The following is a 21,625-nucleotide window of genomic DNA, read 5'->3' as shown; positions in this document are numbered from 1 at the left end:
CACGGCGGCGCTCACCACGGGCTCACCGCGCGCTCACCGCCGCGACGACGCGTTCGGCCACGCTCGCGGGCAGGCCCAGCAGGCGGAGCGCTTCCGGAGTCTCGGCCCCCGTCCGCGCAGCGGCCTCGGCGGCCTCCCGGTAGCGGGTCCGGGCCGTCGCACCGTCGCCGCGCGCCTCGGCGACGCGGCCGAGGCCGGCGAGCGTACGGACCCGGGTGCCGACGCTCTTGACCCAGTGCGGGTCGGCCCGCTCCAGAGCCTCCTCGTACAGCCGCTCCGCGCCGGCCGGGTCCCCGTCCAGCAGGGCCATGTCGGCCAGTCCGCGCAGCGCCGCCGCGAGGCCGGTGGCACTGCCGGCGCGGCGGGCGAGCGCGGCGGCCTCCGCGTAGTCGGCGCGGGCCGAGGCCGGGTTCTCGCCGACGCGGTGGTCGGCCCGGTTGACCAGCAGGTCGGCCCTGTCGTCCAGGGCGCCGAGCTGTTCGGTGAGCGCGAGGGCCTCGTCGGTGAGCGCGACGGCCCGTACGTGGTCGCCGCGCCCGCCCGCCAGGCCGGCGAGGGTGTCCAGGACCAGGGCGGTGCCCCAGCGGTCACCGAGCTCGCGGAACCCCCGGGCGGCGCCGCCGAAGGTCTCCTCGGCCAGGGTGGTGTCCCCCTCACCCAGGGGCCCGAAGCCGGACACGTACCGGGCGGCGGCCCGCGCCCATGGCTCGGGGCAGTCGCGCTGGGCCGAGACGAGCGCGAAGGCGCCCTGCGCGTCGGCCTCGCCCGCGTTCCGCATCATCCACAGGAACAGGCCGACGGGGTAGCGACCGGGGCGGGCGCCCGACCACGCGGCGGCCAGCGCCCGCCCGGCCGCCGCCCGGTGCCGCCGCCACACCGGGCGCCCGGCCGCGCCGGACGCCGCCAGCAGCACGCACAGGACGTACTCCTCGCCGAACCCGCCCCACGGCGGGGCCTCGGCCGCCCCACCGCCGACCACCTCGCCCATCGCCTCGCCGATCGCCCCGCCCGGTACCGGGCCCATCGTGTCCAGGAGCGTGATCGCCTGAGGTGCCACGGAGGCGGATATGCCCCGGATCCACAGGTAGTGCGAGGCCGCGGCGACCAGTTCGAGGCCGGTCTCCGCGTCCGGCGACTCGACCGCCCAGCGCAGGGCCGCCAGGAGGTTCCCGTGCTCGGCGGTCAGGCGCGGCAGCCACTCCAACTGCTCGGCCCGCCGCAGATGAGGGTCGGCGGTCCGCGCCAGCTCCAGGAACCGCCGGGCGTGGGCGCGCCGTACCGCATCGCGTTCGCCCGCCTCGTCCAGCCGTTCTCCGCCGTAGGCGCCGATCGTCTCCAGCATCCGGTAGCGGCCGCCCGCGAACTCCAGAAGCGATTTGTCGACGAGCGCTTCGAGCGTCTCGCCGTCGGTGTCGCACACCCGCATCGCCGACTCGGCCGTCGCGCCGCCGGCAAAGACCGTGAACCGTCGTGCGGCCCGCTGCTCCGGCCCGGAGAGCAGCTCCCAGCTCCACGCGACGACCGAGCGCAGGGTCCGGTGGCGCTCGTCGGAGCCTCGGCTGCCGCGGGCCGCGACCCCGAGCCGGTCGTCCAGCCGTCCCGCGAGTTCGTCGACGTCCAGCGTGCGGATGCGCGCCGCCGCGAGCTCGATGGCCAGGGGAAGATCGTCGAGGGCCGCACAGATCCGCCGGACCACCTCGGGATCGGCGGTGAATCCGGGCCGTACGGCGCCGGCCCGCTCGACGAAGAGCCGTACCGCCGCGTCACCGTCGAGCGGTCGCACGGGCCAGAGGCTCTCGCCGATGATGCCGAGCGGCTCCCGGCTCGTCGCCAGGACCCGCAGCCGCGGGCAGGCCGCCAGCAGCCGCGCCGCCAGCGCCGCGATCTCGTCGACGACGTGCTCGCAGTTGTCCAGGACGAGCAGGAGCATCCGGTCCGCCAGTGCCGCGATCAGGCGGTCGACCGGCGTCTGCCCGCCGTCGCCCATGCTCAGCCCGGTGGCGCGCAGGCCGAGCGCGCTCAACAGCGCCTGTGGCAGACCGGCGCCGTCGCGCAGCGGGGCCAGCTCCACGAAGCACACCTCGTCGGCCCCGGGTCCGGTGCCGACGGCCTCCGCGACCTCCACGGACAGCCGCGTCTTGCCGACGCCGCCGGGCCCGGTCAGCGTGACCAGCCGGGCCACCCGAAGCCGCCCCGCGACCTCGGCCACCTCGCCGGCGCGGCCGACGAACACCGTCAGCTGCGCGGGCGGCGCCGCGGGTGCCGGTCCCGGATCGACGCTCAGCAACTCCTTGTGCAGTGCCGTCAGTTCGGGGGAGGGGTCGGCGCCCAGTTCATCGGCCAGATGCCGCCGGGTCTCCTCGTACGCCACCAGCGCGGCGGCCGGGCCCCCCTCGGCGAACAGCGCCCGGATCAGCAGCCCCGCCAGCCGTTCCCGCAGCGGATGGCGGCCGACCAGCTCACGCAGCTCGGGCACGACGCCGGGGCGGCCGCCGAGCAGGCACTCGGCCTCGATCCGGTCTTCGAGCGCCCCCAGTCGGCGCTCTTCCAGACGCGCCGCGGCAGGTCGGGCGCTCTCGGCGAGGCCGGCCAGGGCGGGGCCCCGCCACAGCGCCAGCGCGTCGCGCAGCAGCGTGACGGCCCGCTCGGCGTCGCCGGCCCGCAGCGCGGCCCGGCCCTCCTGGGCCAGCCGCTCGAACCGGCAGGCGTCCACGTCGTCCTGCGGAACCACGATCCGATAGCCGGCGCCGGCCTGCTCGATCGCGGCCCCCGGACCGAGGGCCTTGCGCAGCCGGGACACCTGGGACTGCAGGGCGTGGGCCGAAAGGGTCCCGTCCGGGTCGACGGCGTCGGCCAGCCGGTCCGCCGACACGGCCTCTCCCACGTGGGTCAGCAGCAGGGCCAGCAGGGCGCGGCGGGCCGGTCCGCCCAGCGGAACCTCGGCCCCGTCGTCGTGCCACGCCCGGGTCTCACCGAGGATTCCGAACAGCATGCCGGTAATTATCCACCGGAGTCGATCAGTTGATCGTTCGATTCATCGATCGGTCGATCGGTCGATCAGGCGGGGACGATCGGGCCGAGGTACGTCCCGCCCGAGACGTCGATCGTCTGGCCGGTCACCCACCGGCCCTGCGGGCCCGCCAGGAAGCCGACGACATCGGCGACGTCCTCGGGCTCGCCGAGCCGGCCGAGCGCCGTGATCGATTCCAGCCCGGCGACCACCTCGGGGACGGCGGTGTAGCCGGCGGTCATGTCGGTCCGCACGGCGCCGGGTGCGACGGTGTTCACCGTGATGCCGCGGCTGCCGAGCTCGTTGGCCAGCGACGGGGTCATCGACTCCAGAGCCGCCTTGCTGATGGTGTAGCCGATCTGCGTGGAGACGGCGAACCGGCTGGCCGTCGAACCCATGTTGACGATGCGGCCGCCGTCGTTCAGCAGCCCCAGCGCGCGCTGGACCACGAAGAACGGCGTGCTGACGTTCACGGCGAGCAGCCGGTCGAGCTCCTCGGGGGTGACGTGCGCGATCGGGTTGCCGGAGCTGATGCCCGCATTGTTGACCAGGATGTCCAGCCCGCGCCCCGCCAGTCCCGCGGTCAGGCCCTCGAACAGCCGGTCCACGGCGCCGTCCTCGCCGAACCGTGCCGCGACGGCGAACGCCCGGCCGCCCGCCGCCTCGATCCGCGCCACGGTCTCGCCGGCCGCGGCCTCGTTGCCGCCGTGGTGGACGGCGACGAGAGCGCCCTCGGCCGCGAGCCGCAGCGCGACCGCCCGGCCGATCCCGCGCGAACCGCCCGTCACCAGTGCCGTCTTGCCGTTCAGCGTGCCCGTGCCCGTGCCGGCGCCAATGCCCGTGCCCGTGTGCATCCCCATGGTCCTACCCCTTGCTCGGCGGCCGGTCCTCGGTGGATCCGGCGATGGGGCAAGACTCACCGCGGCGACTCACCGCGCGCTCACCGCCGGCTCACCGGATGCCCGTTCAGGAGGCGGGCAACGCCTCGTACTGGAGGGCCAGTCCGTCCAGCAGCGCCGCCAGGCCCGTCTCGAAGGCGCCCTCGTCCACCTCGCGCCCGCGCTCCGCCAGCAGGTGGGCCTGGCCCAGGTGCGGGTAGTCCGCCGGGTCGTACGCCGTGCGGTCGTCCACGAAACCCCCGGCGAAGGAGGCCACCGCCGAGCCCAGGATGAAGTACCGCATCAGCGCGCCGATCCGGGTCGCCTGCGCCGCCGGCCAGCCCGCCGCCGTCATCGCTCCGAACACCGCGTCCGCCAGCCGCAGCCCGGCCGGCCGGCGGCCCGGCCCGCGCGCCAGTACCGGCACGATGTTCGGGTGGTCCGCCAGGGCGTCCCGGTACGAGTGCGCCCACGCGTGCAGAGCCGCCCGCCAGTCCTGGCCGCCGTCGAACATCGACAGGTCCACCCGCGCGCTCACCGCGTCCGCCACCGCGTCCAGGATCTCGTCCTTGGTGCGGAAATGGTTGTAGAGCGAGGGCCCGCTGACCCCGAGCGCGGCGGCCAGCCGTCGCGTCGACACCGCCTCCAGCCCCTCCGCGTCCACCAGGGCGCCGGCCGCCTCGACGATGCGGTCCCGGCTGAGGAGGGGCTTGCGCGGTCTGGCCATGCGCCACATAGTAGGGCCTGCCCGCCATAAACTACCGGTGCTAGTTAAAGGCGCCGGTCCCGCCCCGGAGGTGCCCGGTGAATCTGGAGCTGAGCGAGGAGCAGACCGCCGTCCGCAGGCTCGCCCGCGAGTTTACCGAGCGCGAGGTCGTCCCGTACGCCGCCGCGTGGGACCGCGCCGAGAGCGTGGACCGGGCCATCGTGAAGAAGCTGGGCGCGCTCGGCTTCCTCGGCCTGACCGTCCCCGAGGAGTACGGCGGCTCCGGCGGTGACCACCTCGCCTACGTGCTGGTCACCGAGGAACTCGGACGCGGCGACTCCGCCGTGCGCGGGATCGTCTCCGTCTCGCTCGGCCTGGTCGCCAAGACCATCGCCGCCTGGGGCACCGAGGAGCAGAAGCGCGCCTGGCTGCCCCGCCTGTGCTCCGGCGACGCGCTCGGCTGCTTCGGCCTGACCGAGCCCGGCACCGGCTCCGACGCGGGCAGCCTCACCACCCGCGCCGTGCGTACGGGTGACGCGTACGTCCTCGACGGCAGCAAGATGTTCATCACCAACGGCACCTGGGCCGACGTGGTGCTGCTCTTCGCCCGCACCGGCGACGAGCCCGGCCACCGCGGGGTCTCCGCCTTCCTCGTCCCCACCGACACCCCGGGCCTGACCCGCCGCGAGATCCACGGCAAACTCGGCCTGCGCGGCCAGGCCACCGCCGAGCTGGTCCTCGACGGCGTCCGCGTGCCCGCCTCCGCGATGCTCGGCCCCGAGGGCAAGGGCTTCTCGGTCGCCATGTCCGCCCTCGCCAAGGGCCGGATGTCGGTCGCCGCCGGCTGCGTCGGCATCGCGCAGGCGGCCCTGGACGCCGCCGTCTCGTACGCCGCCCAGCGCGAGCAGTTCGGCCGGCCCATAGCCCACCACCAGCTGGTGCAGGAGCTCATCGCCGACATCTCGGTCGACGTGGACGCCGCCCGCCTGCTGACCTGGCGGGTGGCCGACCTCATCGACCGCGGGCAGCCCTTCGCCACCGAGTCCTCCACCGCCAAGCTCTTCGCCTCCGAGGCCGCCGTGCGCGCCGCGAGCAACGCCCTCCAGGTGCACGGCGGGTACGGCTACATCGACGAGTACCCGGCGGGCAAACTGCTGCGCGACGCCCGTGTGATGACCCTGTACGAGGGCACGAGCCAGATCCAGAAGCTGCTCATCGGCCGCGCCCGCACCGGGGTTTCCGCCTTCTGAGTCCTTCCGACGCCTTCCGATGCCTGCTCAGGCCTTCTCGCGTCTTCTCGCGCCTTCTCAGGCATTCCGGGGCCGGCTGAGTACCCCGTATGAGTACGCGTGCGGATGTGCTCTCCCGCCGTCCGCCCGATGCTCGACCCATGAACGAGACACCGGTCAAGCAGCAGAGCACGGGGGCGTACTACGGCCAGGCCGTCGCCTCCTTCGGCATCGCCATCGGCGCCGTGGCCGTGGGGATCTACAACCTGGAGGCGAACGGCTGGGTCCGGTCCTTCCTCGGCATCGCGGTCCTCTACCTCACCACCTCGGCCTTCACCCTCGCCAAGGTGATCCGCGACCGCCAGGAGGTCACGCAGATCGTCAGCCGGGTGGATCAGGCCAGGATGGAGAAGATCATGGCCGAATATGACCCCTTCGCGCCGAAATAGCCGGCCCGCCGGGCCCGGCCGGTCCGACATCGCTAAGCGCTTGCTCACCCTCCGGTAGGGTGTTCACTTCCACACGGTGAAGGGTGAGTGAGCGATGGGCAGCGCGGAGGAAACGGTCGACGGCTACCGGCCGTGGTCCGAGGTCACCCCCGACGCCGCACGGCGGCTGCTCGTCGCCGCCGTCGACGCCTTCGCCGAGCGCGGGTACCACGCCACCACCACACGTGACATCGCGGGCCGCGCCGGTATGAGCCCGGCCGCGCTCTACATCCACTACAAGACCAAGGAAGAGCTGCTCCAGCGGATCAGCCGGATCGGCCACGACAAGGCGCTGGAGATCCTGACCACCGCCGCCGACGGCCCCGGCAGTGCCGCCGACCGGCTCGATGCCGCCGTGCGGTCCTTCGTACGCTGGCACGCGGCGCACCACACCACCGCGCGCGTGGTCCAGTACGAGCTCGACGCTCTCGCTCCGGAGCACCGCTCCGAGATCGTGGCGCTGCGCCGGCAGAGCGACGCGGCCGTGCGCCGCATCATCGCCGACGGCGTGGCCGCGGGGGAGTTCGACGTCCCCGACGTGCCGGGCACCACCCTCGCCGTGCTGTCGCTGTGCATCGACGTGGCCCGCTGGTTCAACACGGCCGGGCAGCGCACGCCCGACGAGGTCGGCGGGCTCTACGCCGACCTCGTGCTCCGCATGGTCGCCGCGCGGCCGGGCCCTCAGAAGTAGTAGCGCGACACCGACTCCGCCACGCACGCCGGCTTGTCGCCGCCCTCGCGCTCGACCGTGACGGTGGCCGTGACCTGTACGCCGCCGCCCGCCTCCGCGACCTCCGTGATCACGGCGACGGCGCGCAGCCGTGAACCGACCGGCACCGGCGCCGGGAAACGGACCTTGTTCGTCCCGTAGTTGAGGCCCATCCGCATGCCCTCGACCCGCATGATCTGCGGTACCAGGCTGGGCAGCAGCGACAGCGTCAGATAGCCGTGCGCGATGGTGGAACCGAAGGGTCCGCCCGCCGCGCGCTCCGGATCCACGTGGATCCACTGGTGATCGCCGGTGGCGTCCGCGAAGAGGTCGATCCGCTTCTGGTCCACCTCCAGCCACTCGCTCGGGCCGAGCGGTTCGCCGATCCCGGCGTGCAGCTCCTCGGCGGACGTGAAGACCCTCGGCTCGGCCATGCCCTGTTCCTGTCTCTCGCGGACGACTGACGGACGAATAAGCGCTTGCTCAGCATGCTGGGGGGCGTATGCGTATGTCAACGGACTTCCGGCTACGCTCGACCGGGTGCCGCAGATTCCCGAGAAAATCCACGAGCTCACCGTCGGTCAGCTGTCCGCCCGTAGCGGCGCGGCCGTCTCGGCGCTCCACTTCTACGAGGCCAAGGGCCTGATCAGCAGCCGCCGCACCTCCGGCAACCAGCGCCGCTTCACGCGTGACGCGCTGCGCCGGGTGGCCTTCGTACGCGCCGCCCAGCGGGTGGGCATCCCGTTGGCCAGCATCCGCGAGGCACTGGCCCAGCTCCCCGAGGAGCGCACCCCCAACCGCGAGGACTGGGCCCGTCTCTCCGAGGCCTGGCGCGCCGAACTCGACGAACGCATCACCCGGCTCGGCCGTCTGCGCGACCACCTGACGGACTGCATCGGCTGCGGCTGCCTGTCGATGGAGACCTGTGCGCTGTCCAACCCGGACGACGCCTTCGGCGAGCGGCTCACCGGCTCGCGGCTGTAGCCGCTTCCCGCGCCACCGCTTCCCGCGCCACCACGTGCCGGGCCGCCGTCACCAGTTCGGCATTCGACCGGGCCGGCCGCCCGTCGGGCAGGTTCGTCACATCGCCCACGCCGGTCCGCACGCCGGTGCCGCACCGCGCGGCCAGCCGCAGCACCGGCCAGGCGGCCGCGTCCCGCCCGTACAGCAGCACCGGTACCGGCGGCAGCGCGGGCAGCCCCGCGACCAGGGCCGGATCGGCCGCCGCCAGCTCGGCCGAGAGCCGGACCCGCCCGGGCTCACGCACCGGCCAGGCCAGGAATCCGGCCAGCGGCTCCGGCCCGGCCACACCGCCCAGCGGCACCACCGCGTCCACCGCGACCCCCCGCGCCAGCAGGGCCTGCGCCAGCTCCGCGGCGCCCGGCTGCCCGAACTGGACCACCGCCCGGTCCGGCAGCACCGTCCACGAAGCCACACGCTCCAGCCGCCCCTCGGGATCGGGCTCGGCCGCGATCGACACCGGCACCGACAGAGCTACGCCGACCCCCGTACGCCGCAGCACCTCCAACACCGGTCCGATCACCCGCGGCGAGAGGCTCTCCCGCCCGCACGGCGTCCGCGGATGCACCAGCACCTCCCCGGCCCCGGCGCCGACGGCCGCGAGCGCCGATTCCGCCAGCGCCTGCGGCGACATCGGCACGGCCGGGCCGTCCGCGGCGCTCCGCGAGCCGTTCAGCGACACCGCCAACGACACCGGCGACGGCGGCAGCGGTCTCACGCGGCTCCCGCCGAGGGGGTGCCCAGCAGTGCCGGGGTGTCCACCAGGGCCGGTCTGGGCACCACGATCCCGCAGCCCGCGCACACCGGCCCGTCCCAGGCCAGCGCCCCCGCCCAGGGGCCGACCGGAGCCACCTCCGGCCAGTGCAGCTCGGTGTCCCCGCACACCGGGCACGCCGTCCCGGGCCCCGACTCCAGCGCCCGCACCAGCCTGCGCAGCACCTCGCCCAGCGCCCCATCCGGCCGAACCCCCGGATCCGCGCACCGCACCACCGCGTCCCCGCTCCCGCCCCACGCCCACTCCGGCCGGCGCAGCCCGTGGTGCTTCTCCCGCCGGCGCCGTTCCGCGAACTGCCGCTCGTACTCCAGCCAGACCGCCCGCGCGTCCTCCAGCTCCTCCAGGGCGGCGACCAGCCGCAGCGGATCGGCCCCCCGGTCCTCCGGGGCGATCCCGTGCCGGTCGCACAGGTGCCACCACGTGGCCCGGTGCCCGTACGGCGCGAACCGCTCCAGGCAGCGGCGCAGTGAATGGCGCCGCAAGGCCCGGTCATTGCGCGCGTCGCGCACCTGGTAGGCCAGACTCCGGAATCCCGCCATCACACCATCACCTCCGCCGATGTGCCCAACATGCCCGGCCGGAGGCAGGCGCATGCGGGGGCGGTCGAGGCGTGCGGGTGGCACATGGCGAGAACTCAGCGCCCCATGCGCCCCGCAGCCACCACCACCCGGGCCAGTTCCTCATGGCAGATGTCGCTGTGCGCCCCTGACGGGGCGCCGCCGCGCCGCACCACGGAGCCCGCGTCCACACTGACGCAACCGGCCGTGGGCACCCCCTCGCGCAGGGCGGTGTCGAGGCTCAGCCGGGGCGCGCCCGGGACCGCCTGGACCCCGTCGTGCCCGATGGCGCCCCACCGCTCGTCGAAACCCAGCAGTCCGGCCGAATCCCCTGCCATCCGGGAGGCCAGCGGGTAGAAGACCTTGAGGGCCGAGTCGTGCGCGGAATGGCAGGCGACGACCGGCCCGTCGACCCGGTGCTGGAGCCCGCGCAGGGCGCCGCCGTTGCCCTTGTCGTGCGGCAGCCGGTCGGCGAACGCGTAGTGGGAGAAGGCTCCCTGGAGCAGGGTCACGGATTTCACGTACCGGGCCCGGTCCGGCACCGCGCGCAGGGAGAAGGAGACGACGCGCGCCCCGAAGCTGTGCCCGATCAGATGGAACCGCAGAGCGGGGCGGGCGGCCGCCAGCTGGGCCAGCACGGGGCCGAGGCCACGTTCGCCGACCACGCCCGCTCGCTTCTTCATCTTGTAGTACGTCGCCTGCCGCAGCAGTTCCTTGGCGCCGCCCCACAGCCCGCGCAGCCCGCCGCCGACCGTGAGACCCGGACCGCCGGAGCCCGCCGCGGCAGGTGCCCCCGGCGCGCCCGCCCTGACCAGGGCGACAGAAAGGGCCCGGCACACCTCCAGCACATCGTCGGTGAAGATCGCGGGTACCGCCGGCGCGATCGCCGCGGGCACCGCGTCCACCCCCGCCAACTCGCGCACCAGAGCGCCGAACTCGATGAAGGCGGCCGCCGAGTCCGGCTGTTCCTGCAGCAGTTCCGCCACCCGGTCCAGCTCCGCCCGCCGCTCCGGCCAGAACTCCCCGAGCGCCCGGCGGGTGAGCGGGTCCAGTGCGCTGCCGGGGCCCGGCCCCGCGAGGACGCCCGGCGCGTCGAAGTCCGGTATCGGCTCGTCGGAGAAGCGCATCGCGGGCCATACGACACCCACGTACCCCAGGCGCACCCCCGACCCCACCAGCCCCTCGAAGGGTGCGAAGAACCGGTCGTAGAGGCGCGTCGCCGTGGACCGGTCGCTGTTCCAGCCGTGCGCGAAGACCAGCAGGTCGGTCGCCTCCATCCGGGACACCGCCCCTTGCGTGACCCGGTCCACGTCCCCTTCGGAGTCGAAGGTCAGCTCCGCGTACGGCCGGACCCCGATCCCGCCCCCGGCCCCGATCCCACCCCCGATCCCGCCACCGACCCCGAATCCGCCACGGATCCCGAATCCGCCACCGATGTCCGCCATGACGTCCCCCTCCACGCCGTGCCTCCGGTGCAGTCAGCATCCTGCTGCGGCGCCCGCCCGGCCAGCCCCCCGGCGCGGTCGGATCACGGATACAGCAAATACCCCTCGCGCACCGCCCCGAAGCGCGCCAGCCCCGCCGCCCAGTCACCCGCGACCTCGTCCACGTCCGCCCCCGCCTCCACGAGCGTCCGCACCCGGTCCGAGCCGGTCAGCCGGTCGATCCAGTGGTCCGCGCGCCAGCCGAAGCCGCTCCACACCCGCCGCGCCGTGATCAGCAGTCCGATCCCGGCCCGTACCGGGTCGAAGGCCTCCCGGTCGTGCACGATCAGCCGGACCCCGCCGCACACCCTCCCCACGTGCTTGGAGAACGTCGGCGTGAAGTACGCCTCCCGGAACCACACCCCGGGCAGCCCCAGCGCGTTCGCCGCCTCCGCCCACCGCCGGTCGATCCCCTCCGCACCGACCACCTCGAAGGGCGTGGTCGTCCCGCGCCCTTCGGAGAGGTTCGTCCCCTCGAACAGACAGGTACCGGCGTACGCGAGGGCCGTGTCCGGGGTCGGCATGTTCGGGCTCGGCGGCACCCAGGGCAGCCCGGTCTCCCCGAAGAACGACTCCCGCCGCCACCCGGACATCGCCACTGTCCGCAGGCTGACCGGGCGGTCCGTCAGGAACTCGCCGTTGAAGAGCCGGGCCAGTTCGGCCGCCGTCATCCCGTGCGCGAGGGCGATCGGCTCCCGGCCGACGAAGCTCGCGTACGGCCGCTCCAGCACGGGCCCCGCGGCCCGCCGGCCGCCCACCGGATTGGGCCGGTCCAGCACCACGACCGCCTTGCCGGCGAGCGCGGCCGCGCGCATGCAGTCGTAGAGGGTCCAGATGTAGGTGTAGAAGCGCGCCCCGACGTCCTGGATGTCGAAGACGACGGTGTCGATCCCGGCCGCCGTGAACACGTCCGCGAGCTTCTGCCCGCTCTTGTCGTACGTGTCGTACACCGGCAGCCCGGTCGCCGGATCCCGGGAGGCCCCCTCCGAGTCGCCCGCCTGCGCCGTTCCGCGGAAGCCGTGCTCGGGCCCGAACACCGCCACCAGGTCGACCCGTTCGTCCGCGTGCAGTACGTCGACCAGGTGCCGGGCGTCGGCGGTGATCCCGGTGGGGTTGGTGACCACCCCGACCTTCTGCCCGGCCAGTGCGGCGTACCCGTCCGCGGCGAGCCGCTCGAAGCCGGTACGCACCCGGCCGGCCGCTGCCGTGGCCCCGGCCGCCCCGGACCCGGCGGGCCCCGCCCCGGACCCGGCGGGCCCGGACCGGAGCGGCCCCGCCGCCCCCAGGGCGCCCGCCGATCCGATGGCCCCCGCCAGCCCCAGCACCCCGCGTCGCGACAGCGTCATCCCGCCACGCTAGGGGCCGCGCCCCTTTCCTCCTGACATACCGACCGGTTAGTCTGCCCGCGATCCGGCATCCGGCCGCACGAGAGGTGGACCCCGTGAGCGCGTACCAGGACCAGCGAGTCGTCGTCACCGGCGCGGGCGGCGGCATCGGCGCCGCCCTCGCCCACCGCTTCGCGGCCGAGGGCGCCACGGTGGTGGTCAACGACCTCGACCCGGCCAAGGCCGCCGCGGTCGCGGCCGCCATCGGCGCGCAGGCGATCCCGGTTCCGGGCGACGCCTCGGCGATCGTGGCCGAGGCCCGCGAGGCCCTCGGCGGCACGGTCGACGTCTACTGCGCCAACGCCGGGCTCGCCTCGGGCGGCGACGCCTTCGCCGACGAGGCCGTCTGGGAAGCGGCCTGGGACACCAACGTCATGGCCCACGTCCGCGCCGCCCGACTGCTGCTGCCGGACTGGCTGGAGCGGGAGAGCGGCCGCTTCGTCTCCACCGTCTCGGCCGCCGGGCTCCTGACCATGATCGGAGCGGCCCCGTACAGTGTCACCAAGCACGGTGCGCTCGCCTTCGCCGAATGGCTCTCGCTGACCTACCGCCACCGCGGGGTCCAGGTCCACGCCATCTGCCCGCAAGGGGTGCGCACCGACATGCTGACCGCCGCGGGCTCGGCGGGCGAACTCGTGCTCGCCCCGACCGCGATCGAGCCGGAAGCGGTCGCGGACGCGTTGTTCGACGGCATGGAGAAGGGCCGGTTCTTGATCCTCCCGCACCCCGAGGTCGCCGATTTCTACGCCGCCCGCGCCACCGAGCCGGACCGCTGGCTGAGCGGCATGAACCACCTCCAGCAGAAATGGGAGACCCGGTGACCTCCTCCCGGCACGCCTCCGACGCCTCCCGGTACGCCGCCAAGCCGTGGCTCGGGCTGCTCGCCGCGGCCCAGCGGGCGTCCGTCGCACCGCCGCCCACCGTGCTGCACGCCTTCCGCGAGGCCGTCGCCCGGGCCCCCGAACGCACCGCCCTGGCCTACTTCGACGGCCGGATCGGCTACGCGGAGGCCGACGCGCTCTCCGACTCCGTCGCCGGCCACCTCGCGGCGCGCGGCATCCGCCGCGGGGACCGGGTCGCCGTCATGCTGCAGAACACCCCGCACTTCGTGCTCGCGGTCCTCGCGGCATGGAAGGCCGGGGCCGTCGTCGTCCCGCTCAACCCCATGTACAAGTCCGGCGAGGTCGGGCACATCCTCCGCGACTCCGGGGCCGCCGCACTGGTCTGCGACGGCGGCGCGTGGCCGGCGTACCTGCGCGAGGCCGCGCGGGACAGCGCCGTGCGGACCGTGCTGACCGCGTCGGACCTGGACTTCCAGACGCGCAACGACCCACGCGTCTTCGGTCCGGCGCCGGACCGGATCACGGCCCCCGACCGGCCGTTCGTGCCCGCCCAGGCGGACGCGCCGGACACGCGGAAAGCGCCCGACGCGGTGCCGGACGGGGGCCGTCCGGCCGGCCCTGACGCCGTATGCCTGAGCACCGCCGACCTCCTCACCGTGGCCCGCGGCAGGCGACCCGCGCCGGCCGACCCGTCCCTCACCGCCGCCGACATCGCCCTCATCAGCTACACCTCCGGCACCAGCGGCACCCCCAAGGGCGCGATGAACCCGCACGGCGCGCTCACCTACAACGCCGTCCGGCAGGTGACCTCCCACCCCCTCCCCGAGGGCGCCACCTACTTCGCCCTCGCGCCCCTCTTCCACATCACCGGCATGGTCTGCGAGCTCGCCGCCTGCCTCGTCAACGCCGGCACCCTGGTCCTCGCCCACCGCTTCGACGCCGGCGCCGTCCTCGACGCCTTCCTCGAACACCGCCCGGCCTACACCGTCGGCCCGGCCACCGCCTTCATGGCCCTCGCCGCCCACCCCGGGGTCGCCCCGGACCACTTCGCCTCCTTCCAGGTGATCTCCTCCGGCGGCGCCCCGCTCCCGCCCGCGCTCGTCGAGCGCCTGCGCACCGCCTTCGGCTTCTACCTCCGCAACGGCTACGGCCTCACCGAGTGCACCGCCCCGTGCGCCAGCGTGCCCGTCCACCTCGAAGCCCCCGTCGACCCCGCCTCCGGCACCCTCTCCGTGGGCCTGCCCGGCGCCGACACCGTGGTCCGCATCCTCGACGAGCAGGGCGCCGAGGTCCCCTTCGGCGAGACCGGCGAGATAGCCGTCCGCGGCCCCCAGGTGGTGCCCGGCTACTGGGGCCTGCCCGCGGAGTCCGCCAAGGCCTTCCCGGACGGCGAACTGCGCACCGGCGACGTCGGATTCATGGGCCCGGACGGCTGGCTCTACGTCGTCGACCGCAAGAAGGACATGATCAACGCCTCCGGCTTCAAGGTCTGGCCGCGGGAGGTCGAGGACGTGCTCTACACCCACCCCGCCGTCCGTGAGGCCGCCGTGGTCGGCGTCCCCGACGCGTACCGCGGGGAGAGCGTGAAGGCGTACGTGAGCCTGCGCCCCGGCACCTCGGTGGAGCCCGCGGAGCTCGCCGCCTACTGTGCCGAGCGCATCGCCGCGTACAAATACCCGCGCCAGGTCGAGATCCTGCCTGTCCTTCCGAAGACGACCAGTGGCAAGATCCTGCGACGGGAACTGCGCGATCGCGGCTGAAAACAGTCGGACGGTCGTACAGCTGGTCGCCGTGACCAGGCAGGAACGAGGAAGGGAAGGTCAGAGCCATGGCGGCACGGACCACGGAACCCGCAGGCACGCACGAGGCCCCGGTACCGCAGCGGCTGCTGGCCGTCGCCACCCGGCTGTTCGCCGAGCGCGGCTACGACCGGACCTCGGTCCAGGAGATCGTCGAGGCGGCCGGTGTCACGAAGGGCGCGCTCTACCACTACTTCGGGTCCAAGGACGATCTGCTGCACGAGGTGTACGCGCGGATGCTGCGGCTCCAGCAGCAGCGCCTGGACGCGGTGGCCGATTCCGACGCACCCGTCGAGGAGCGGCTGCGCACCGCGGCCGCCGACGTGGTCGTCACGACCATCGAGAACCTCGACGACGCGATGATCTTCTTCCGGTCGATGCACCAGCTCAGCCCGGAGAAGTCCAAGCAGGTGAGGGCCGAGCGCCGGCGCTACCACGAGCGCTTCCGGGCGCTGGTCGAGGAGGGCCAGCGTACGGGTGTGTTCTCCAGCGCCACCCCCGCCGACCTGGTGGTGGACTACCACTTCGGCTCCGTCCACCACCTGTCCACCTGGTACCGGGCGGACGGCCCGCTCACGCCCCAGCAGGTCGCCGATCACCTCGCCGACCTGCTGCTGCGCGCGCTCCGTCCGTAGAACCGGCGCGAACGGGGCCCCCGCCTCGTACGGATCCCCCGGGTCCGTACGAGAAGAGGGCCCCTCGGAGCTTCGGGACGCCTAGGCCACCGCTACGGGGCGACCTTCAGCAGCTTGTTCGCCGTGCCCGCCGACGGGTTGGTGATCGCCCCGGACGTGGCCGCCCCGGTCAGCGCCGCGGCTGCCTGCGCCGGAGTCGCGGACGGGTGCCCCGCCAGGTAGACCGCCGCGGCACCGGCCGCGTGCGGGGCCGCCATGGACGTGCCGGAGATGGTCTTCGTCCCCGTGTCGCTGTCGTTCCAGGTGGACGTGATGTCCGAGCCCGGCGCGTACAGGTCGACCACGGAGCCGAAGTTCGAGAACGAGGACTGCTTGTCGTCGATCGTGCTCGACGCCACCGTGATCGCCTCCGTGACCCGGGACGGCGAGCCCTGGCCGGCGTCGGCCGACTCGTTGCCCGCCGCCACGGTGAAGGTGACACCCGCGGCGACGGCCCGGCGCACCGCCTCGTCGAGGGCCTCGTCGGCGCCGCCGCCCAGGCTCATGTTGGCCACCGAGGGCCCCGAGTGGTTCTTCGTGACCCAGTCGATCCCGGCGACCACCTGCTCGGTGGTGCCGGAGCCGTTGTCGTCCAGCACGCGCACCGCGACGACCTTCGCCTTCTTGGCGACGCCGTGCGTGGTCCCCGCGATGGTGCCGGCCACGTGCGTGCCGTGGCCGTTGCCGTCGTCGGCGCTGTCGTCGTTGTCCACCGCGTCGAACCCGGACGTCGCACGGCCGCCGAAGTCCTTGTGCGTGGTGCGCACGCCGGTGTCGATGACGTACGCCGTCACGCCCTCACCGCCGCTGTCGGGGTAGGTGTACTTCTTGTCGCCCGCCTGCGCGGTCTGGTCGATCCGGTCCAGCCCCCATGAGGGCGGGTTGGTCTGGGTGGCGTTGATGGTGAACTTTTTGTTCTGCACGACCTTGCCGACGGCCGGGTCCGCGGCGAGCCGCTTCGCCTCGGTCTCGCTGAGGCCCGAGGCCGAGAAACCGTTGACCCCGGAGCCGTAGGAGCGCTTCAGCTCGCCACCGTACTTACGGGCGAGCTGTTCCTTGTTCGCGGATGCGTCGAGTATGACGACGTAACTTCCGCTGATCGCGCCGGGCGCGCCGAGGCCGTACACCGTGCCTTCGGCCGGTGTCGCCGCTCCCGCGAGGGGGGTGGCGAGCAGGGCCACGGCAGCCGCTGTGGCCGCTCCGGTGCCGACCGCCGCGTACCGGAAACCGCGCGAGCGCTTGTGAGTTGCCATCTGGAGGGTTCTCCTCGTGTTGACGTTGGGGGCGTCAGACCTTCTGGAGAACCCTCGTCCGATTGACAGGCGCAAATCAAGAACGCCTTGGGGTTATGGGGTTGTTCAACAAGGTTTCTTAAAGGGTCCCCCGCAACGCCTTCACCTCGCACACGAGTTCACATGAACTCCCGCACGATTCCCACACGTTCACGGGCGACCGGCCGCGTACCGCTTCAACTCCCGCCGCGCCAAAGACCGCTGGTGCACCTCGTCCGGCCCATCGGCCAGCCGCAGGGTCCGCGCCGCCGCCCACAGTTCGGCCAGCGGGAAGTCCTGGCTCACCCCGCCCGCACCGTGCAGCTGCACCGCGTCGTCCAGGATCCGCACCACCGCCCGCGGGGTCGCGATCTTGATGGCCTGGATCTCGGTGTGCGCGCCCCGGTTGCCGACCGTGTCCATCAGCCAGGCCGTCTTCAGCACCAGCAGCCGCAGCTGCTCCACCGTCACCCGGGCGTCGGCGATCCAGTTCTGTACGACGCCCTGGGCGGCCAGCGGCTTGCCGAAGGCGGTACGTTCCACCGCGCGCCGGCACATCAGCTCGATGGCCCGCTCCGCCATCCCGATCAGCCGCATGCAGTGGTGGATGCGGCCCGGGCCGAGCCGGGCCTGGGCGATGGCGAAGCCGGTGCCCTCCTCGCCGATCAGGTTCGCCGCCGGGACCCGGGCCCCGTCGAAGACCACCTCGGCGTGGCCGCCGTGGTCGTGGTCCTCGTACCCGTACACGGTCATGGCCCGGCGCACCTCGACCCCCGGGGTGTCGCGCGGCACCAGGACCATCGACTGCTGGCGGCGCGGATCGGCGCCTTCCGGGTCGGTCTTGCCCATCACGATGAAGATCTCGCAGTCCGGGTTCATCGCCCCGGAGATGAACCACTTGCGGCCGGTGACCACGTACTCGTCACCGTCGCGCCCGATGCGGGTCTCGATGTTGGTCGCGTCCGAGGAGGCGACCTCGGGCTCGGTCATCGCGAAGGCGGAGCGGATCTCGCCGGCCAGCAGGGGCTCCAGCCACCGCTTCTTCTGCTCCTCGTTCCCGAACTGGGCGAGCAGCTCCATGTTCCCGGTGTCCGGGGCCGCGCAGTTGGTGGCCATCGGCGCCAGGTGCGGGCTGCGGCCGGTGATCTCGGCGAGCGGTGCGTACTGGAGGTTGGTCAGCCCCGCGCCGTGCTCCGCGTCCGGCAGGCTGTGCTGGTCCATGAAGAAGAGGTTCCACAGGCCCTGGCGGCGCGCCTCGGCCTTCAGTTCGCCGAAGACGACCGGGGTGTCCCAGGGCGAGGCCAGCCGTGCGCGCTGCTCGGCGGCGACGGGCTCCGCCGGGTAGACGTACTCCTCCATGAACGCGAGCAGCCGCTCGCGGAGTTCCTCGGTCCGGGTGTCGAATGCGAAATCCATGGGTGAGTGCCTCAGCCTTCCTGGCGGTCCTGGCGGTCCTGGCGGTCCTGGCGGTCCTGGAGAGTGGTCAGTCCGTGCTCGATGAAGACCGGGACCAGCTCGCCGATCCGGTCGAAGCCCGCCCCGACGGTCTGCCCCAGCGTGTAGCGGTAGTGGATGCCCTCGAGGATCACGGCGAGCTTGAACCAGGCGAAGGCCGTGTACCAGGCGATGGCCCCGGTGTCCCGGCCCGAGCGGGCGGCGTACCGCTCGACGAGCTCGGCCGGCGTCGGATGGCCCGGCGCCCCGCTCGTCGTACTGACCGGCGATCCGGTCAGGCCCAGGTCCGAGCTGTACATCACCAGCAGCCCGAGGTCGGTCAGCGGATCCCCGAGCGTGGACATCTCCCAGTCCAGCACCGCCCGGATGGTGTCGTCCGGGCCGCCGATCAGGACGTTGTCGAGCCGGAAGTCCCCGTGCACCACGGTCGGGGCTGGGGAGTCGGGCAGCGTCCGGCTGAGCGCGCCGTGGAGTTCGTCGATCCCGGCGAGCTCCCGGCCCCGGGAGGCCGCGAGCTGCTTGCCCCAGCGGCGCAGCTGCCGGTCCAGGAAGCCCTCGGGCCGGCCGAAGTCGCCCAGGCCCATCGCTTCCGGGTCCACCGCGTGCAGGTCGACCAGGGTGTCCACCAGGCCCAGCACCGCCCGCCGGGTCCGCTCCGGTCCGATCGCGGCGAGCTGCTCGGCCGTCCGGTACGGCACCCCGTCCACGAACTCCATGACGTAGAACGGCGCCCCGAGCACGGCCTCGTCCTCGCACAGGAGCAGCGGCTCGGGCACCGGCACGGCCGTGCCGTGCAGCGCCTCGATGACCCGGTGCTCGCGCCGCATGTCGTGCGCGGTGGCCAGGACGTGGCCCAGCGGCGGCCGGCGGACCACCCAGCGGGCGGTCCCGTCGGTGATCTCGTACGTGAGATTCGACCGGCCGCCCTCGATGAGCCGGCCGCTCAGCGTCCCGGCCACGAGTCCCGGCCGGGCCCGGTCGAGATGACCGCGCAGCCGCTCCAGATCCAGGCCGCGCGGGTCGGCCGGGGCTGAGGTCATGGTGCGCACCTCCGTGCGATTCGGGGGACGAGGGGAAGAACGACGGTGCGTCGGAGCACCGTCGCGAGCCATCATGCCGACCAGTCGGTATGTCGTCCAGAGGCCGGGCGGAAAGAAAACTCTCCGCCCGGCGGGATCCGGCGGCGTCAGGCGTGGCAGAGGATCGGTGTTCCGCCGTTCATCACGGTCATGTCCGTCAGGACGGCCAGGATGTCCAGCGGCGCGCCCTCCGGCCGGCCGGCCAGCTCCGCGTACGCCCGGTGCACGTTCGCCACCAGCCGCTCGCTCTCCCGCCAGGAGCCGAACTCGCCGAGATCGGCCTGCCGGGCCACCTCCAGCGGGGACAGCCCCTTCGCCCGCCCCTCCCGGGCGAGCTCGGCCACGTACCGCAGGTAGCGCTCGGTGGAGTCGTACGCCGAGGGGTCGGTCAGGGGTCCGTGGCCCGGTACGACGGTCTCCGCGTCCAGCGAACGCAGCAGCTCCAGCGCCCGCAGCGAGCCGGCGAGGGAGCCCATCGCCAGGAACGGCGTCCCCCCGGCGAAGACCAGGTCGCCGGTGAACACCACCCGCTGCCCGGGCAGCCACACGACCGAGTCCCCGGTGGTGTGCGCGACACCAGGGTGGATGACCCGTACCTCCGTCGCGCCGACGTGCACGGTCGCCCGGTCGTTGTAGGTGAGGTCGGGCGGGACGATGTCGATCGCGCCGAAGTCCGTGGCGGGCCAGATCAGCTCCAGCTGGTGCCCGGCCGCGAGCTGCTCGGACCGTGCGTTGTCATGCCCGAGGATCAGCGCCTCGGGGGCGAAGACGCCGTTTCCGTACGTGTGGTCGCCGTGGTGGTGGGTGTTGACCACGGTGCGGGGGAGCGGCACCCCGGCCGCCACGACCGCGGCGCGCAGGGCCAGGGCCCGCCGCTCGGTGGCGGCCGTGTCCACGAGCAGGGTCCGGCCCCCGTCGGTCACGAATCCGGCGTTGTTGAGGCACCAGCCGCCGTCCGGCTGGACGTAGGCGTACACCCCCGGTGCGGGCTGGACGAGGTAAGGCTCTTCGACGGACATCTGCGCTCTCCCCGGGTCGCTTCGACGAACGGTCGGCATCCTGCCAGCCGTTGCCGCGCCGGGGGAGGGCGGGTACCGCTCCTGACCGGACCTTCAGCCGGTGGCCCGGCCGGTGATCCGGTCAGCGGTCGGATCCGTGGTCCGGTCAGTGGTCGTCGTAGTGTCCGTCGTGTGCCGCGTGCCGGTGCCCGTCGTGCAGGTAGTCCACGTGATCGCCGTGCCGGACCGTCTCGTGCCCGCAGTCCGCGCCGTGCGCGTGCGCGTGGCCGTCGTGCGTGGTGTGCCCGCTGGGCTCGCATTCGTCCCAGTGCCCCGAGTGCTCCCGGTGCAGATGGCCGTCGTGCGCGTAGTCGACGTGGTCGCCGTGCGCGACCGCCCGGTGCCCGCAGTCCGTGCCGTGCGCGTGCTGGTGCGTGGGGTGTTCGTGGTGCAGGGTCGTCATGGCGCCGAGATTAGTGTGGATTGCCGGGTATCGCCCGTTGTGTCGCAGTGGCGCGGCGAAGCACGATCATCACACCGGCCGGCGGCTCAGAGGATCACCGTCATCGCGAAGACCGCCAGCGCCACCGTGCACGCCACCACCGCCAGGGCCGCCTGCGGCGCGAGCTCCCGCGGCCGGCCGGCCGCCAGCGTCCGGATCCGCCGGTGGGCCACCCACAGGAACGCCAGCCAGATCAGCGCGATGGCCGCCGCCCCGGCCACCTCCGCCGGCGCGCCCGTCCCGCGCAACGCCTGCCGCAGCGCCAGTACCGCCACCACCGAGCAGGCCAGCGTCGTACGCCGCCACGCGAGCCGGGTCCGCTCGGGCTGCAGCCCGGCATCGCGGTCCGTGCCCGAGGTGCTCACCGGCCCGTCGTCCAGCCCAGCAGCACGACCACCACCATCGTCACCGCCACCAGCCCCACGCCCAGGCTCAGCAGCACCGGGAAGCGCGACAGCGGCAGATCCTCGCCCCGCCGCATCGCCCGCTCGCACCGCACCCAGTGGTTCACCGCCCGCAGTGCACAGGCCGCGCCCACCGCGAGCAGGGTGAAGGCCATCCCGACCCGCACCCCCCAGCGCAGGTCCGGCAGGAACTGGTCGACGGCGAAGCCGCCGCCCACCAGGGCCAGCGCGGTCCGGATCCAGGCGAGGAAGGTCCGTTCGTTGGCCAGCGAGAAGCGGTAGTCCGGGGTCTCGCCCTCGTCCCTCAGCCGCGAGGGTGCGAACCAGAGGCGCACGTCCTTGACGAAGTCGATCACCTGC

Annotated in this window: 22 protein-coding genes; 7 read left to right on the top strand and 15 right to left on the bottom strand. The window is 73.6% G+C overall.

Annotation, left to right across the window (positions count from 1 at the left end; translation table 11 throughout):
• Window positions 1–22: 22 nt before the first annotated feature.
• The 3 genes from ACZ4YL_RS15105 to ACZ4YL_RS15095 form a co-directional block, all read right to left on the bottom strand.
• A complete protein-coding gene (locus ACZ4YL_RS15105) occupies window positions 23–2,992 on the bottom strand; it encodes a BTAD domain-containing putative transcriptional regulator (RefSeq protein ID WP_468116738.1) in 2,970 nt (989 codons plus the stop codon).
• Between the two features lie 65 nt (window positions 2,993–3,057).
• Complete coding sequence (locus ACZ4YL_RS15100; protein ID WP_468116737.1) at window positions 3,058–3,870, bottom strand: SDR family oxidoreductase; 813 nt, start codon at window positions 3,868–3,870, stop codon at window positions 3,058–3,060.
• Window positions 3,871–3,976: 106 nt separating this feature from the next.
• Entirely contained in the window at window positions 3,977–4,615 is a 639-nt protein-coding gene (locus ACZ4YL_RS15095; protein ID WP_468116735.1) for a TetR/AcrR family transcriptional regulator, read from the bottom strand.
• Window positions 4,616–4,692: 77 nt separating this feature from the next.
• Between ACZ4YL_RS15095 and ACZ4YL_RS15090 the strand changes: the two genes are divergently transcribed.
• The 3 genes from ACZ4YL_RS15090 (at window position 4,693) to ACZ4YL_RS15080 (ending at window position 7,002) form a co-directional block, all read left to right on the top strand.
• Window positions 4,693–5,844, top strand: a complete 1,152-nt coding sequence (locus ACZ4YL_RS15090; protein ID WP_468116733.1) for an acyl-CoA dehydrogenase family protein — start codon at window positions 4,693–4,695, stop codon at window positions 5,842–5,844.
• 140 nt (window positions 5,845–5,984) lie between these two features.
• Window positions 5,985–6,272 (top strand): YiaA/YiaB family inner membrane protein, encoded by a 288-nt coding sequence (locus ACZ4YL_RS15085; protein WP_468116731.1) that lies wholly within the window; start codon window positions 5,985–5,987, stop codon window positions 6,270–6,272.
• 94 nt (window positions 6,273–6,366) lie between these two features.
• Window positions 6,367–7,002: a TetR/AcrR family transcriptional regulator gene (locus ACZ4YL_RS15080; RefSeq protein ID WP_382538274.1), complete on the top strand. Its 636-nt coding sequence runs from the start codon at window positions 6,367–6,369 to the stop codon at window positions 7,000–7,002.
• Here the strand turns inward: ACZ4YL_RS15080 and ACZ4YL_RS15075 are convergent.
• On the bottom strand, window positions 6,993–7,454 hold the full coding sequence (locus ACZ4YL_RS15075) for a MaoC family dehydratase (RefSeq protein WP_468116730.1): 462 nt from the start codon (window positions 7,452–7,454) through the stop codon (window positions 6,993–6,995). The genes ACZ4YL_RS15080 and ACZ4YL_RS15075 overlap by 10 nt on opposite strands.
• A 106-nt stretch (window positions 7,455–7,560) precedes the next feature.
• Here ACZ4YL_RS15075 and soxR point away from each other — a divergent pair, with 106 nt between their 5' ends.
• The gene (gene soxR / locus ACZ4YL_RS15070) at window positions 7,561–8,004 is read left to right on the top strand and encodes a redox-sensitive transcriptional activator SoxR (protein ID WP_030723240.1); all 444 of its coding nucleotides are present in this window, start codon (window positions 7,561–7,563) and stop codon (window positions 8,002–8,004) included.
• On the opposite strand, the gene ACZ4YL_RS15065 is transcribed toward soxR, so the two are convergent.
• From ACZ4YL_RS15065 to ACZ4YL_RS15050, 4 genes are all read right to left on the bottom strand, one after another.
• On the bottom strand, window positions 7,985–8,758 hold the full coding sequence (locus ACZ4YL_RS15065; RefSeq protein ID WP_468116729.1) for a 3-keto-5-aminohexanoate cleavage protein: 774 nt from the start codon (window positions 8,756–8,758) through the stop codon (window positions 7,985–7,987). The genes soxR and ACZ4YL_RS15065 overlap by 20 nt on opposite strands.
• Complete coding sequence (locus ACZ4YL_RS15060) at window positions 8,755–9,354, bottom strand: hypothetical protein (RefSeq protein WP_468116727.1); 600 nt, start codon at window positions 9,352–9,354, stop codon at window positions 8,755–8,757. Before ACZ4YL_RS15060 ends, ACZ4YL_RS15065 begins: the two co-directional genes overlap by 4 nt.
• A gap of 95 nt (window positions 9,355–9,449) precedes the next feature.
• Window positions 9,450–10,817 carry a serine-threonine protein kinase gene (locus ACZ4YL_RS15055; protein ID WP_468116726.1) on the bottom strand — a complete coding sequence of 456 codons (1,368 nt, stop codon included), beginning with the start codon at window positions 10,815–10,817 and terminating at the stop codon, window positions 9,450–9,452.
• An 83-nt stretch (window positions 10,818–10,900) separates the two neighbouring features.
• Window positions 10,901–12,202: an exo-beta-N-acetylmuramidase NamZ family protein gene (locus ACZ4YL_RS15050; RefSeq protein ID WP_468116724.1), complete on the bottom strand. Its 1,302-nt coding sequence runs from the start codon at window positions 12,200–12,202 to the stop codon at window positions 10,901–10,903.
• 95 nt (window positions 12,203–12,297) lie between these two features.
• Between ACZ4YL_RS15050 and ACZ4YL_RS15045 the strand changes: the two genes are divergently transcribed.
• From ACZ4YL_RS15045 to ACZ4YL_RS15035, 3 genes are all read left to right on the top strand, one after another.
• Complete coding sequence (locus tag ACZ4YL_RS15045) at window positions 12,298–13,062, top strand: SDR family oxidoreductase (protein ID WP_468116722.1); 765 nt, start codon at window positions 12,298–12,300, stop codon at window positions 13,060–13,062.
• Window positions 13,047–14,843: a class I adenylate-forming enzyme family protein gene (locus ACZ4YL_RS15040; protein ID WP_468116721.1), complete on the top strand. Its 1,797-nt coding sequence runs from the start codon at window positions 13,047–13,049 to the stop codon at window positions 14,841–14,843. The genes ACZ4YL_RS15045 and ACZ4YL_RS15040 overlap by 16 nt, the downstream gene beginning before the upstream one ends.
• Before the next feature lie 68 nt (window positions 14,844–14,911).
• A complete protein-coding gene (locus ACZ4YL_RS15035; protein ID WP_030010409.1) occupies window positions 14,912–15,517 on the top strand; it encodes a TetR/AcrR family transcriptional regulator in 606 nt (201 codons plus the stop codon).
• 92 nt (window positions 15,518–15,609) lie between these two features.
• Here the strand turns inward: ACZ4YL_RS15035 and ACZ4YL_RS15030 are convergent, their stop codons facing one another.
• From ACZ4YL_RS15030 to ACZ4YL_RS15000, 7 genes are all read right to left on the bottom strand, one after another.
• On the bottom strand, window positions 15,610–16,809 hold the full coding sequence (locus tag ACZ4YL_RS15030) for a S8 family peptidase (RefSeq protein WP_468116719.1): 1,200 nt from the start codon (window positions 16,807–16,809) through the stop codon (window positions 15,610–15,612).
• 189 nt (window positions 16,810–16,998) lie between these two features.
• Window positions 16,999–18,243, bottom strand: coding sequence for an acyl-CoA dehydrogenase family protein (locus tag ACZ4YL_RS15025; protein ID WP_468116717.1), 1,245 nt, complete (start codon window positions 18,241–18,243; stop codon window positions 16,999–17,001).
• Between the two features lie 11 nt (window positions 18,244–18,254).
• Complete coding sequence (locus ACZ4YL_RS15020) at window positions 18,255–19,322, bottom strand: phosphotransferase family protein (RefSeq protein ID WP_468116715.1); 1,068 nt, start codon at window positions 19,320–19,322, stop codon at window positions 18,255–18,257.
• A 146-nt stretch (window positions 19,323–19,468) separates the two neighbouring features.
• Entirely contained in the window at window positions 19,469–20,380 is a 912-nt protein-coding gene (locus tag ACZ4YL_RS15015; protein ID WP_468116713.1) for an MBL fold metallo-hydrolase, read from the bottom strand.
• 145 nt (window positions 20,381–20,525) lie between these two features.
• On the bottom strand, window positions 20,526–20,822 hold the full coding sequence (locus ACZ4YL_RS15010) for a hypothetical protein (protein ID WP_468116711.1): 297 nt from the start codon (window positions 20,820–20,822) through the stop codon (window positions 20,526–20,528).
• Window positions 20,823–20,908: 86 nt separating this feature from the next.
• Window positions 20,909–21,226, bottom strand: coding sequence for a DUF202 domain-containing protein (locus ACZ4YL_RS15005; RefSeq protein WP_468116709.1), 318 nt, complete (start codon window positions 21,224–21,226; stop codon window positions 20,909–20,911).
• The gene (locus ACZ4YL_RS15000) at window positions 21,223–21,621 is read right to left on the bottom strand and encodes a YidH family protein (RefSeq protein WP_468116707.1); all 399 of its coding nucleotides are present in this window, start codon (window positions 21,619–21,621) and stop codon (window positions 21,223–21,225) included. Before ACZ4YL_RS15000 ends, ACZ4YL_RS15005 begins: the two co-directional genes overlap by 4 nt.
• Between the last annotated feature and the right edge of the window lie 4 nt (window positions 21,622–21,625).

It is taken from the genome of Streptomyces sp. NPDC030021 (assembly GCF_055574035.1).
The sequence above is the reverse complement of the archived record's forward strand: the minus strand, read 5'-3'. Positions and strand labels throughout refer to the sequence as shown.

Excerpts from the sequence above, each read along its gene's own strand:
- ACZ4YL_RS15105 (WP_468116738.1), bottom strand. The coding sequence starts at position 2,992 with ATGCTGTTCGGAATCCTCGGTGAGACCCGGGCGTGGCACGACGACGGG.
- ACZ4YL_RS15100 (WP_468116737.1), bottom strand. The coding sequence starts at position 3,870 with ATGGGGATGCACACGGGCACGGGCATTGGCGCCGGCACGGGCACGGGC.
- ACZ4YL_RS15095 (WP_468116735.1), bottom strand. The coding sequence starts at position 4,615 with ATGGCCAGACCGCGCAAGCCCCTCCTCAGCCGGGACCGCATCGTCGAG.
- ACZ4YL_RS15085 (WP_468116731.1), top strand. The coding sequence starts at position 5,985 with ATGAACGAGACACCGGTCAAGCAGCAGAGCACGGGGGCGTACTACGGC.
- ACZ4YL_RS15080 (WP_382538274.1), top strand. The coding sequence starts at position 6,367 with ATGGGCAGCGCGGAGGAAACGGTCGACGGCTACCGGCCGTGGTCCGAG.
- ACZ4YL_RS15075 (WP_468116730.1), bottom strand. The coding sequence starts at position 7,454 with ATGGCCGAGCCGAGGGTCTTCACGTCCGCCGAGGAGCTGCACGCCGGG.
- ACZ4YL_RS15060 (WP_468116727.1), bottom strand. The coding sequence starts at position 9,354 with ATGGCGGGATTCCGGAGTCTGGCCTACCAGGTGCGCGACGCGCGCAAT.
- ACZ4YL_RS15055 (WP_468116726.1), bottom strand. The coding sequence starts at position 10,817 with ATGGCGGACATCGGTGGCGGATTCGGGATCCGTGGCGGATTCGGGGTC.
- ACZ4YL_RS15050 (WP_468116724.1), bottom strand. The coding sequence starts at position 12,202 with ATGACGCTGTCGCGACGCGGGGTGCTGGGGCTGGCGGGGGCCATCGGA.
- ACZ4YL_RS15040 (WP_468116721.1), top strand. The coding sequence starts at position 13,047 with ATGGGAGACCCGGTGACCTCCTCCCGGCACGCCTCCGACGCCTCCCGG.
- ACZ4YL_RS15035 (WP_030010409.1), top strand. The coding sequence starts at position 14,912 with ATGGCGGCACGGACCACGGAACCCGCAGGCACGCACGAGGCCCCGGTA.
- ACZ4YL_RS15030 (WP_468116719.1), bottom strand. The coding sequence starts at position 16,809 with ATGGCAACTCACAAGCGCTCGCGCGGTTTCCGGTACGCGGCGGTCGGC.
- ACZ4YL_RS15025 (WP_468116717.1), bottom strand. The coding sequence starts at position 18,243 with ATGGATTTCGCATTCGACACCCGGACCGAGGAACTCCGCGAGCGGCTG.
- ACZ4YL_RS15020 (WP_468116715.1), bottom strand. The coding sequence starts at position 19,322 with ATGACCTCAGCCCCGGCCGACCCGCGCGGCCTGGATCTGGAGCGGCTG.
- ACZ4YL_RS15015 (WP_468116713.1), bottom strand. The coding sequence starts at position 20,380 with ATGTCCGTCGAAGAGCCTTACCTCGTCCAGCCCGCACCGGGGGTGTAC.
- ACZ4YL_RS15010 (WP_468116711.1), bottom strand. The coding sequence starts at position 20,822 with ATGACGACCCTGCACCACGAACACCCCACGCACCAGCACGCGCACGGC.